Source organism: Pseudomonas sp. LTR0, from assembly GCF_036630035.1.
GTDB lineage: Bacteria > Pseudomonadota > Gammaproteobacteria > Pseudomonadales > Pseudomonadaceae > Aquipseudomonas > Aquipseudomonas putida_Y.
Window position 1 is genome coordinate 2,641,390 of sequence record NZ_CP123734.1, and the last position, 10,819, is coordinate 2,652,208.

Genomic DNA, 10,819 nt, shown 5'->3' on the forward strand with positions numbered 1-10,819 from the left:
GCGTCAATGTCATACACAGCGCGAGGCTGTCGAACAGCAGGTACTACAGGCTCAGGCCCGCAGGCAGAAGTGCAGGAACCGGGCGTTCACCCGCGGGCGAATGCCGCCAGCTTGTCGCCATCCAGCCGGTAACGCACCCACTCATCCTGCGCCTCGGCCCCCAGTTTCTGGTAGAAGCCGATCGCTGGCTCGTTCCAGTCCAGCACGCTCCATTCCAGGCGCCCGCAGTTGTTCGCCACCGCTTCGCGGGCAATGTGCTGCAACAACTGCCGGCCAGCGCCATCGCCGCGTTGTTCGGGGGTTACGTACAGGTCTTCCAGATAGATGCCATTGCGCCCGAGCCAGGTCGAGTAGCTGTAGAAGTACACGGCAAAGCCGATTGCACGGCCATCACGCTCGCACATCAGGGCGTGCACAGTGCTGCCTTCTTCGAACAGGCTGTGCTCGATGTCGGCAAGGGTGGCGACTACCTCGTGGCGAGCGCGTTCGTATTCGGCCAGTTCGGTGATGAAGGTGAGGATCTGCTCGGCATCGGTATGCACGGCAGGGCGAATGGTGAGGCTCATGGTGACGGCTTCCTTGGTCCGGATTGGCGATACAGTGATGTGTATCTACGTAATTTAATCAAACTGTACCAGTCGCTGGGAAAGGCGACTCCGGTAGTGTGACAGCACCTATAAAGAAAGTGGAATGCCCGCCATGCTTGCCTCTGCCGACCTGCTGACCGCCTTCGTGCTGTTTGCCTTCGTGTCTTCCATCACGCCAGGCCCCAACAACACCATGTTGCTGGCCTCGGGGGTAAACTTCGGCGTGCGCCGCTCGGTCCCTCACGCCTTGGGTATCAGCTTTGGTTTCATGGTGATGGTACTGGCCGTCGGCCTGGGGCTGGGCGAGGTGTTCAAGGCCTGGCCGCCACTGTACACAGTGCTGCGCTACACTGGCGCCGCCTATCTGCTGTACCTGGCCTGGAAGATCGCCACTTCCGGGCCGGTCGGCACGGCCTCGTCCAGTGCCCGCAAACCGCTGGGCTTCTGGGGAGCAGCGGCGTTCCAGTGGGTCAACCCGAAGGCCTGGGTGATGGCGGTGGGGGCGATTACCACCTACACACCCGCGCAAGGCTATGTAACCAACGTGATCGTCATTGCGGCCTTGTTCGCTTTGGTCAACCTGCCGAGCGTGGGGGTATGGGTGATGTTCGGCAGCGCCCTGCGCAACCTGTTGCAGCATTCGCGCTGGCTGATGCTGTTCAATGTCGTGATGGCCCTGTTGCTGGTGATTTCACTGTACCCGCTGCTGTTTGTAGAATCAGCGTTTTCCTGACCCCGAGAGTACAGTAAGCCCATGCAGTTGATCCCCTGGTCCCACGAATGCGCCGAAGGTTTCACCCTGCGTGGCTGGCGAACCCCGGCCAGTGGCAAACCGCTGCTGCATTTCCTGCATGGCAACGGCTTCTGTTGCCTGACCTATCAACCGCTGCTGATGCGCCTGGGCGAGCATTTCGACCTGTGGCTTTGCGACGTTCAAGGCCATGGCGACAGTGACCATGGCGGGGTGTTTCGCGGCTGGAACCGCTCCGCTGCCTTGGCGGTGGAGGCCTTTCAGGGCGGGCGTGGCGAATATGGCGACGTACAGCGGTTTGCCGTAGGTCACAGCTTCGGTGGCGTGCTCACAGGGCTGATCCTGGGCAGTGAGCCGCAACTGTTCGCACGTGCCGTGCTGCTCGACCCGGTACTGTTCAGCCGACGCATGATCGGCGTGATGGGGGCGGCAGCCCTGGTCGGCCTGCATCAGCGCCACGGCCTGGCCCGCAAGGCTGCCAGCCGCCGCAGCCACTGGCCCGATCGCGAGTCGGCGTTGGCCTCGCTGGAAGGGCGCGGCATCTTCAAAGGCTGGACACATGCGGCACTGCAGGCCTATGTCGAGCATGCCATCGGGGATTGTGGCGAGGCTGTGGTGCTCAAGTGCCGGCCCAGCCGTGAAGTGGAAATCTTCAGCTCGTTCCCTAAACGCTTGTGGGCCAGTCTGGCTGCAATCAGGACGCCGACACGAGTGTTGTATGGCGAAGACACCTATCCCTTTGTGCCACATTCGGTGAATCGCCTGGCGCTGCTAAACCGCAATGTGACCGCACGGCAAGTTCCCGGTGGGCACTGTTTCATGCAGGAAGACCCGGCCATGGCGGCCGAGCAGGTGCTCGGTTTCTTGCAGGTTTGACTGTTCTGCAGGTGGGACGAAGCATGCCATTTTAGTCAGCTACCGCTTGATTGGCATCATTGATAAGGTTATCTCAACCAAGAGAGGAGCCTTCTCATGAAAAAGATTCTGGGTATTCACCGCAGCCCTCACGCCCATTGGGTGGGTGATGGTTTTCCGGTGCGCAGCCTGTTCACCTACGACAACCTGGCCAGCCGGATAAGCCCGTTCCTGCTGCTGGACTACGCCGGTCCGCATGATTTCGCCCCGACCCAGGCCCGACGCGGTGTAGGCCAGCATCCGCATCGCGGCTTCGAGACGGTGACCATCGTCTACCAGGGTGAACTGGAGCACCGTGACTCTACCGGTGCTGGCGGCTTGATCGGCCCTGGTGACGTGCAGTGGATGACGGCTGCCAACGGCATCATCCATGAAGAGTTTCATTCTCCTGGCTTTGCCCGCAGTGGTGGCACATTGGAAATGGTCCAGTTATGGGTGAACCTGCCGGCGCGGGACAAGCGTGCAGCGGCCGGCTACCAGACGCTGCTGGCCGGCGAAATTCCGGTGGTAGCGATGGACGGTGATGCCGGGAGCTTGCGGGTGATTGCTGGTGACTACCATGGGCACCAGGGGCCGGCGCGGACCTTCACGGCGATGGATGTGTGGGATTTGCGGCTCAACGCCGGCGCGACCCTGCAGTTGCCGGTTGCTGCCGGTCGCAATGCGGCGCTGGTGGTGTTGCGAGGTAACGTTCGAATCAATAGCGAGCGCGAAGCAGGCCCGTCCAGCCTGGTGCTGCTCGACCGGGAGGGTGTAGACGTAGCCGTCGAGGCGCTGGACGGCGCCAGTGTGCTGCTGCTCAGCGGTGAGCCAATCGATGAGCCGATTGTCGGCTACGGCCCATTCGTGATGAACAGTCAGGCGGAGATTGCCGAGTCGTTCGATGATTTCCATGCCGGGCGGTTTGGGCAGATGCAGGATGAGAGGGGAGGTGCCGCGCACTGATCCTGTTGATTGGGTGGCCTGCCCCGGCCCTTTCGCTGGCAGGCCATCTCCCCAGCGACCCGGCTGGATCCTGGCCAATGCGGTGTCGTCCGAGACCACTCGTCGTCAAGTCTGCAATTGCATTCGAACATACGGCGCACGCAGAGAATCTTCCACTAAGGTGCTAAAGGATTCCTCGCAAGCTCATTGCCCGGGCGCATGGAAAGCTGGCCGAGCATGTGCAATATCAATTGGCGCCCCGCCCGACAAAGGCGTACTCCCAAACAACAGGCCATCCCGCAGAGAGGGTCGTACCATGTCGTTGATAGGCGTTTCGATACTAGAAATGCGGCAAATGATCGAGCAGGCCTGCTTGCCAGATCGCTGTGAAGTCAGCTGCCCGGACGGCGTCAACCTGACCATCCGCCTGGGTCAGGGCCAGGATCTCGATCAAGGGGTGACCCTCAGTGGGGTCGCCCTGCAAGATCTCAACAGTTGCCGTGATCTGGTCAACCTGGTGGAGCAGCTGCATGCGCTGCGTGACAGCCACCCGACGTCACTCAAGGCCATTGCCTGAGCGCACCTGTCGTGCCCGGGGCAGCCCAGGCTGGCCCGGGCTCTTGCATTCTGGCTGCTGATTAGAGCGCGCAGATATCAGCGCTGGCAGCCTCAGCGCCGCCCCGGTTGCCGCTGTTCGGCTTATTGCAGTTCCAGCAACAGGTTCAGGCCACCGTCTCCGCACTTACCCTTGTCACGGACCACGCCATGGTAACTCCGTCCATCCCAGACGAAGGCCACACTGTGAGCGCGGTCGATCTTGTCGGGCAATGGGGGGCAAATGTGCAAGCGCAGCCCTGGGAGGCCTTGCAGGTTGAGGGTGGCCAGCTGGCATTGGCATTCCACACTTTGCGCCACGGGGCCGAACAGGGTGTCGCGTACGTAATCGAGCTGCAGCGAGGCATTGGGGGCGCGGCCAGGCATCTTCATCGGTACATGGCTCCGGTGCAGCGGCTCGAAGAACCAGGCAGGTTTGGCATGGCAGGCTCCAGACAAAAGTAGGCGGCTTATCATTCGAAGCTTGCCTGGCCAAGATGTTCAATGTGTTTCATGTGGGTTCATCTTGTTTTGCGCTGGGCGGCAGAGGACTGACCCTGTTCAGGCACCCGCCTTGCGCAAGGTCAGGTTGATCCGCCGTTCACCCAGGCGCGGATGGACACCGGGCTTGATCGGTAGCACGCCGTGGAAGCGCAAGCGGTCTTCGCCGCCCCAGACCAGCACATCGCCGTGGCTCAGTGCAATGCGCTGAGCCTTGTCGGCACGCTGCAGGCCGCCAAACAGGAACACGGCTGGCAAACCCAGCGACACCGACACGATCGGCTGGCCGAAATCCTGCTCGTCGCGGTCCTGGTGCAGGCTCAGGCGTGTGCCTGGCAGGTAATGGTTGACCAGGCAGGCATCCGGCACGAAACCGTCAAACCCGGCCATGGCTGCCGCGCGGGAGGCCAACGCGAGCAGAACCGGGGGCAGGGCGGGCCAGGGCTGGCCACTGAGTGGGTCGTTGGGGCTGTATCGGTAGCCGTGTTGATCACTCACCCAACCCAACGTACCGCAGTTGGTCAGCCCTACTGCCATGCGCAGGCCTCCTGGGGTGTACATGTGCCGGAACGGCGCGGCACGCAACACCGGACGCAGGGCATCGAGCAGCGCCTCGGTTTCGGCCAGGGCAAAGCCAGGCAGCAGCACGGTATGGCTGGCCAGGGGTTGCGGCTGGGGGCCGAACAGGTCGAGGTCGGACTGGATCATGCGGCTGCACATCTTCGATCGGTTTGCCATTGTACCTCGACAGATACAACCCAAGGGCTTGCACATGCTGACCGGATCGAAACATTGCAGAGGGCGGGACAACAGAAAAAGGAACCGCGGCACCAGGGAGAGGAGCACCGCGGTTCAAGGGGGAGCGGTTTACTGCTGGGTCACAGTGGCCAGGTTCGCGTTGCCCAGCTGGGTGATGGTGGCGGATTGGGCGACACCGCTCTGGTCGACGAACGCCATGTTGCCTTGGCCTCCCTGGGTCACGTAGGCGACGTTGATGTTGTCAGTCTGTTTGATGGTGGCTTCGTTGCCGCTTCCGTAAAGTTGGTTGGTGTAGCTCTGGTTGCTATAGCCGGACTGGTCGAGGGTGATGGTATTGCCGGTGCCCTGGCTGCTGCCGTAGGCATAGTTGTCGGTACCACGCTGGTCGGCGATCAGAATGTTGTCAGTGCCGTTCTGTTCGAAGTACAGCTCGTTGCTGACGTCATCCTGCTTGGTCGACATCTGGTTGCCTTTACCCGTCTGAGTCAGCGTGGCCAGCTGGTCAGCGCCCTTCTGGGTCAGATTGACGCCGTTGCCATTGCCGGTCTGGTTGATGGTGGCGTTCTGGTTGGTACCGAACTGGCCACCCATCTTGGCGCCTTTCCAGTTACTGGCGGTGATGCTGTTGCCATTGCCTTGGGTGTTGATGGTGAGGTTGAGGTTTTCACCATTCTGATAGGTGAAATGCAGGTTGTTGTTGCCGGTCTGGGTGATGGTGGTGTTTGAATTGTTGGTCTCGAACTGGTCCGACCAACTGGCGTTGGCGTTGCCTTGCTGCGACAGGCTGACCTTGTTGCTGACGCCGAAGCTCTGGTCGATATAGCCTTCGTTCAGCTGGCCGGTCTGGACCACGGAGGCCTGGCTACCCACCTGAGTGTCCTGCCACACTTCCACCGAGTTGCCGCCTCCGTACTGTCCAATGGCAATGGTGCCACCGGTGCCTTCACGCTGGTCGCCATAGGCCCAGTTGTCGTGGCCATCCTGGTAGATCTGGATATCGCCACCGACATGGTTCAGGTGCTCGGTGGTGGCGAAGTTGTCATGGCCAGTCTGGTTGACGGTGCTGCGATTGTTGCTGCCACCGAAGGTCTGCTCGATGAACGCCTCATTGCGCTGGCCGGATTGCCAGCTGGTGGCTTTGCTGCCTTCCTGGCTGTCCTGCCACACGGTGGATCTATTGCCGACGCCTTGCTGGGTTTGCAGCGACTCGTTGTTCAACCCTATCGACTGGCTGGCGAAGGCATCGTTGTAGCTGCCTGCGGCCTGCTGGGTGATCTGGCTGCCGTTCTCGAACAGTTGCTCAGCGTAGCCGGCGTTGTACTGGCCGGTGGCGCTCTGTTGAATATCGCTGGTGCTTTCGGCCTGCACGGCGAGGTGATTGTGGCCCTTGCCAGTCTGGGTCTGGGTGGCGGAGGCGAAGGATGCCTGGCTCTGAGAGACTTCGGCGATGTTTTCCTTGCCGTCCTGGGTCTGGGACGAGGTGCTGTCAGCAGCCATGGCCTGACCTGCGAGGGCCAGGACGATAGCGGCACTTAACGGAGCGAGCTTGTACATGTGGTGCCTCCAGGTCTATCGGTATTGGGTGATCTGAACATGCTGGCCATTGCCAGCCTGGGTCACGGAGCTGTTGAGCCCCGAGCCGGACTGCACGATGCTGGCGCTGTTGTCGTTGCCGATCTGCTCGATGGCGGCGCTGTTGCTGCTGCCGCTCTGGCGAATCGACGCGCTGTTGCCATTTCCCTGTTGGCTGATGATGGCCATCAGGTCACTGCCTTCCTGCAAGATGTACGCTTCCTGGGCACCGCCAGACTGGACGATACGGCCCAGCAGGGCCTGACCGTTCTGGTCGAGGGCGGCGCGGTTGCCTGACCCTTGTTGCTCGATCACCGCAGCCTGGCCGGCACCGGCCGGCAGCAGGCGGATGATCACTGGTTCACCGAGGTCGTTGCCGGGTGCGAGGTCGGCATTGTCCATCAGGTCCTCTGCCCAGCAGGCCTGGCCCACCAGGGCCAGGCAGAGCAACAGGGAGTACAGCCGTTTCATCGAAGCCTCCGGCTTTTACTGCACGATTACGTTGACGGTGCGTGTGGTGCCTTGGCTGGTGGTGATCGTCGCCGTCGGTGCCGCAGTCGGGATGATCGTGGTGCTATTGCTGACCACCAGGCGCCAGCGGCCGGTCAGCGCTACCGTGGCCGTACCCAAGGTCTGGACACCGGTAGTAGTGGTTACCTGCACGGTCACGGTATTGCCGGTAGTCACCGAGGAGGTGCCACTGATGTCCCAGTTGTAACGGTTGTTGGAGCGCGCCGTGACTGTGGCTGTCGTGACGGCGAAGGTTTCAGCGGCAGGCCGAGGCGACACGTTGACGGTGACCGTACCTGGGGTGGACAGCCCCCCCAGCGAGTCACGTGCCTGGTAGGTGAAGGTGGTGGTGAAGGCTGTGGTTACAGTGGCCGGTGGGGTATAGGTTACGGTCGTGCCGTCGGTGCTGACCGTGCCGCGGCCGGCGGCCGGCTGGGTGATGTTGGTCACGCTCAGCGGCACGTTGCCTTCTGGATCGGTGTCGTTGGCCAGCACGTTGATGGTCAATGGCACGCCCAGGGTGGCGACGGTCTCCGGGTTGGCAGTCGGTGCCTGGTTAGGCGCTACGTTGATGGTGACGGTGGCCGGTTCCGACTTCAGGCCCTTGGCATCCATCGCCCGGTAGCTGAAGGTGGCTACCAGCGGTTGTGTGGCCCCGCTCGGCGGCGTGTAGGTCACCGAGGTGGTGCCGTTCATCACGACGCCGCCAAGGCCGGTCCCGGGTTGGGTCAGGTCGCTGATGGTCAGCGGCACGTCGCCATCCGGGTCGCTGTCGTTCAGCAGCAGGTTGAGTGTGATCGGTACACCGACACTGGTGTTGCCGATGTCGGCCTGGGCCAGCGGTGGCTGGTTGGCGGCCTCGACCGGGGCGTTGCCAACCACGATCACCGGCTCCACATCACTACCGCCGCGGGCAGACTTGACCGTAACGGTGGCGGGCGGTTGCGCCAGGTCGTTGACCGTGATGCTTTGCAGCGTGCCCGATTTCGACATGCGGCCGTAGCCTTGGGCGAGCAGGTCGGGGACCGCTACTTCGTCGCTGGAGCTGGCCTCGATCAACAGGCGTTTGTTGGCCCAGTCATAGCGTGCGGTGCTGACTTTGACCACGTCGCTCAGCTTGCTCGAGAGCGCAGTCGGCTGGGTGCCGCCGACTGCGTTGCTGGCGGTGACAACCACCACCTCTGGCGGCGCCGACTGGTTGAACTGCTGGCTGAAGAACAAACCGTTGTTGTCCGAAGTCAGGGTGAACTGACAAGGCGAAGGCGGCGTGCCGATCAGTGCCAGGCCATTGCGCATACACAGGCTGGCCTCATTCGGGGCCTTGGCGAACACTTCCACGCGGGTGCCGCTGCCGTTGCGCGAGTACGTGGCGCGCTCCAGGGTGACCGGGGTTTGTGCCCGCTGGTCCAGCACCTTGCCAGACACTGTGAACGTGTTGGTCTGAATGGTGCCAGCGGGCCCTTCGATGCGCACGAAGTTGGTATTGAAGGGGCTACCGGTTACCGCTTCGGTGATATTGGGGTCGCCGATGTAGGTTTCGGTGGTACCAGTGTCAGGGTTGACCTCTGTATACGGCCCGCCAACCCCCTTCAGCCAAGGGCCGATCGCACCCTCCAGCGCCCCCTGGAAGTTGCCCGGAGCGCCAATGCCTATGTCCCGCGTGATGTTGATCGCGCGACGTCCTGCCGTGGTGACGTTGACCGTCTCCACCCCGTAAGGGTGCGTGATGGTGTAGGTGCCGGTGCGTGGGACCGAAGCGCGGATACGGATGCGCGCGAAACTCTGCTGATCACCGTCTACCGGGTTTTCAGCAGCGAAGGCTGCCTCAATACCGGCAACGTAGACCTCCAGCTCATAACCGCTGTTACCTGCTTGTGGTATCGAGGTTTCGGCCAGGAACCAGAACATCTCCGGTGGCCAGTTATCTGGAAATACCAGCGGCAGGGCATCGTCATAGACACCGGGCTCGGGCAACAAGGTGCACATGTAGGCCGGCGCCCCTGGCGCGCCTGGCGCACGGGTGCTGGTGGCACGTGACTGGCACAGCTCCAGGGATTGGTCGAGGCTGTCCTTGTACCACATCGGATAGCCACCTGTGGCGAAGGTGTAGGGCCCCGGGTCGACATCAGACAGCGCGGCGAATGCGGCGCTGGTAACGGTAAGAGAGAAACCGGCGGCCAACAGCGCACGGCGCGACCAAGTGTTCATGCTGCCTCCTTGAAGGCTGAGCCTTTGTCTGTTCATGGCACCAGCACCACGTCTTCGGTGTCGCTACCACCGTTGGCGCTGGTGACCTGCACCTTGGCTGGCGGAATGGGCGAGAGGGTCATGCTCAACGTCTTCACGGCGCCGGTACCGCCCAGGTTGCCGATCAACGTGCCGTTGCCGGTATGTGCGGTAAGTACTGGAGGTGTGGTTTCGTCACTGGTGCTGGCCACCAGGGTCAGCTCGCCAGTGGACAAGCGGTACTGGGCCTGCGTGATGGTGACCAGGTCGGTCAGTGGCAGGTCAGTAGTGGCCAGGCTGCTGGTTGGGACGGCCACGCTGTTGTCAGCGGACAGTGTGACGATGGTTCCGGCCGCCGGGTTGAGGGCTGACTGGCCGTACCAGGCGCCAGTGCCATCGGCTTCGGTAAGGTTCAGGTTGGGTGTTTGACTGGTCAGGGTGACAGTTGCCGGAGGTGGCGGGGCCATTACGAAGATGTCTTGCTGGGCGATCAGGTCGCCGTTCTCGGTATGGCGTGAGTAAGTGCTGCGTTGTGGCATCAGCGGGGTTGGCAGGGCCACTTCGGAAAGCTTGCCGGAGACAGCGAACAGCTCGGTGCGCAGGTCGATGCCACCAGGGCCTTCGATGCGTACGTAGTTGGTGTTGAATGGGCTGCCGGTGACCTGCTCTTCCAGGTTCGGGTCGCCGATGAAGCGCTCGTTGCCTTCGGTGTAGGGGCCGTTGACACTGCGCAGGAACGGCCCGACATCGCCCTTGAGTGCGCCGGTGAAGTCGCCTGCGCCGGCGATGCCGATGTCGCGGGTCATGTTGATCGCACGGCGTCCTGCAGCGGGTACATCGAACACTTCAACCCCGTAGGGGTGGGTGACCACGTAGGTGCCCGCGGTGGGTACGTCGACCCGGATACGGACCCGCGCGAAGCTGACCTGGTCACCCTCGACAGGCTCCTCGGCGGCGAATGCCGCTTCGATCGCGGTGCCGTAGCTGAGGTCGATGCCACGGGCGGCGTCGACGATTGCAGCGTCGGCAGTGAACCAGAACGCTTCGTCAGGGAAGTTGGTGGGGAAGACGATGGGTTGGGTATCGTCGAACACACCAGGCGTGGGCAGCAGCGTGCACATGTATGAAGGTGCGCCGGGCGCGCCGGCGACCCGGGAGCTGACCGCCTTGGTCAGGCACAGGTCGAGGGTACGACCGTGGCTGTCCTGGTACCAGGCGGGGAAGCCACCGTTGGCAGGAACGTAAGCGCCTGGGTCGACAGCGTTCAAGGCGGCCTGCGCCGGGAGCTGGAGCATGCCGGCGAAAATCGCCACTGCCAGCGGGTGGGGTATCGGTCGGTGCATGAGTCAATTCCTCCTGCAAACGGGCCCATGGACTTGGGGCGTCTGGGAGGAGATCGGCAAGAGCTGTGCCAATATCTGAAAGTTGCGCTGCAGGCCTTGGGGGGCAAGGGGGCGAGCCTATCCGCGGGGGATTTTGC

11 protein-coding genes are annotated in these 10,819 nt (G+C 62.4%); 4 read left to right on the forward strand and 7 right to left on the reverse strand.

Annotated elements, in window-relative coordinates; genetic code table 11:
- Positions 1–86: 86 nt before the first annotated feature.
- Positions 87–566: a GNAT family N-acetyltransferase gene (locus QCL51_RS12150; RefSeq protein WP_274119357.1), complete on the reverse strand. Its 480-nt coding sequence runs from the start codon at positions 564–566 to the stop codon at positions 87–89.
- A gap of 124 nt (positions 567–690) precedes the next feature.
- On the opposite strand from QCL51_RS12150, the gene QCL51_RS12155 reads away from it, so the two are divergent.
- From QCL51_RS12155 to QCL51_RS12170, 4 genes are all read left to right on the forward strand, one after another.
- Positions 691–1,320 carry a LysE family translocator gene (locus QCL51_RS12155; RefSeq protein WP_021783821.1) on the forward strand — a complete coding sequence of 210 codons (630 nt, stop codon included), beginning with the start codon at positions 691–693 and terminating at the stop codon, positions 1,318–1,320.
- A 21-nt stretch (positions 1,321–1,341) separates the two neighbouring features.
- On the forward strand, positions 1,342–2,214 hold the full coding sequence (locus QCL51_RS12160; RefSeq protein ID WP_021783820.1) for an alpha/beta hydrolase: 873 nt from the start codon (positions 1,342–1,344) through the stop codon (positions 2,212–2,214).
- A gap of 96 nt (positions 2,215–2,310) precedes the next feature.
- On the forward strand, positions 2,311–3,198 hold the full coding sequence (locus QCL51_RS12165; protein WP_021783819.1) for a pirin family protein: 888 nt from the start codon (positions 2,311–2,313) through the stop codon (positions 3,196–3,198).
- A gap of 295 nt (positions 3,199–3,493) precedes the next feature.
- Positions 3,494–3,754, forward strand: a complete 261-nt coding sequence (locus tag QCL51_RS12170) for a DUF1652 domain-containing protein (RefSeq protein ID WP_103444459.1) — start codon at positions 3,494–3,496, stop codon at positions 3,752–3,754.
- Positions 3,755–3,876: 122 nt separating this feature from the next.
- Here QCL51_RS12170 and QCL51_RS12175 read toward each other — a convergent pair whose 3' ends face one another.
- The 6 genes from QCL51_RS12175 to QCL51_RS12200 form a co-directional block, all read right to left on the reverse strand.
- The gene (locus QCL51_RS12175; protein ID WP_021783817.1) at positions 3,877–4,164 is read right to left on the reverse strand and encodes a hypothetical protein; all 288 of its coding nucleotides are present in this window, start codon (positions 4,162–4,164) and stop codon (positions 3,877–3,879) included.
- 168 nt (positions 4,165–4,332) lie between these two features.
- Complete coding sequence (gene alkB / locus QCL51_RS12180; protein WP_028698267.1) at positions 4,333–4,980, reverse strand: DNA oxidative demethylase AlkB; 648 nt, start codon at positions 4,978–4,980, stop codon at positions 4,333–4,335.
- A 159-nt stretch (positions 4,981–5,139) separates the two neighbouring features.
- Complete coding sequence (locus tag QCL51_RS12185; RefSeq protein ID WP_021783815.1) at positions 5,140–6,585, reverse strand: curlin; 1,446 nt, start codon at positions 6,583–6,585, stop codon at positions 5,140–5,142.
- Positions 6,586–6,600: 15 nt separating this feature from the next.
- Positions 6,601–7,074: a curlin gene (locus QCL51_RS12190; protein ID WP_021783814.1), complete on the reverse strand. Its 474-nt coding sequence runs from the start codon at positions 7,072–7,074 to the stop codon at positions 6,601–6,603.
- Between the two features lie 15 nt (positions 7,075–7,089).
- Positions 7,090–9,321: an Ig-like domain-containing protein gene (locus QCL51_RS12195; protein WP_021783813.1), complete on the reverse strand. Its 2,232-nt coding sequence runs from the start codon at positions 9,319–9,321 to the stop codon at positions 7,090–7,092.
- A gap of 32 nt (positions 9,322–9,353) precedes the next feature.
- Entirely contained in the window at positions 9,354–10,682 is a 1,329-nt protein-coding gene (locus QCL51_RS12200) for a hypothetical protein (protein WP_021783812.1), read from the reverse strand.
- Between the last annotated feature and the right edge of the window lie 137 nt (positions 10,683–10,819).

What these genes read in the sequence shown, in the direction of transcription:
- QCL51_RS12150 (WP_274119357.1), bottom strand. Translation starts at nt 566, where the DNA reads ATGAGCCTCACCATTCGCCCTGCCGTGCATACCGATGCCGAGCAGATC.
- QCL51_RS12155 (WP_021783821.1), top strand. Translation starts at nt 691, where the DNA reads ATGCCCGCCATGCTTGCCTCTGCCGACCTGCTGACCGCCTTCGTGCTG.
- QCL51_RS12160 (WP_021783820.1), top strand. Translation starts at nt 1,342, where the DNA reads ATGCAGTTGATCCCCTGGTCCCACGAATGCGCCGAAGGTTTCACCCTG.
- QCL51_RS12165 (WP_021783819.1), top strand. Translation starts at nt 2,311, where the DNA reads ATGAAAAAGATTCTGGGTATTCACCGCAGCCCTCACGCCCATTGGGTG.
- QCL51_RS12170 (WP_103444459.1), top strand. Translation starts at nt 3,494, where the DNA reads ATGTCGTTGATAGGCGTTTCGATACTAGAAATGCGGCAAATGATCGAG.
- QCL51_RS12175 (WP_021783817.1), bottom strand. Translation starts at nt 4,164, where the DNA reads ATGAAGATGCCTGGCCGCGCCCCCAATGCCTCGCTGCAGCTCGATTAC.
- alkB (WP_028698267.1), bottom strand. Translation starts at nt 4,980, where the DNA reads ATGATCCAGTCCGACCTCGACCTGTTCGGCCCCCAGCCGCAACCCCTG.
- QCL51_RS12185 (WP_021783815.1), bottom strand. Translation starts at nt 6,585, where the DNA reads ATGTACAAGCTCGCTCCGTTAAGTGCCGCTATCGTCCTGGCCCTCGCA.
- QCL51_RS12190 (WP_021783814.1), bottom strand. Translation starts at nt 7,074, where the DNA reads ATGAAACGGCTGTACTCCCTGTTGCTCTGCCTGGCCCTGGTGGGCCAG.
- QCL51_RS12195 (WP_021783813.1), bottom strand. Translation starts at nt 9,321, where the DNA reads ATGAACACTTGGTCGCGCCGTGCGCTGTTGGCCGCCGGTTTCTCTCTT.
- QCL51_RS12200 (WP_021783812.1), bottom strand. Translation starts at nt 10,682, where the DNA reads ATGCACCGACCGATACCCCACCCGCTGGCAGTGGCGATTTTCGCCGGC.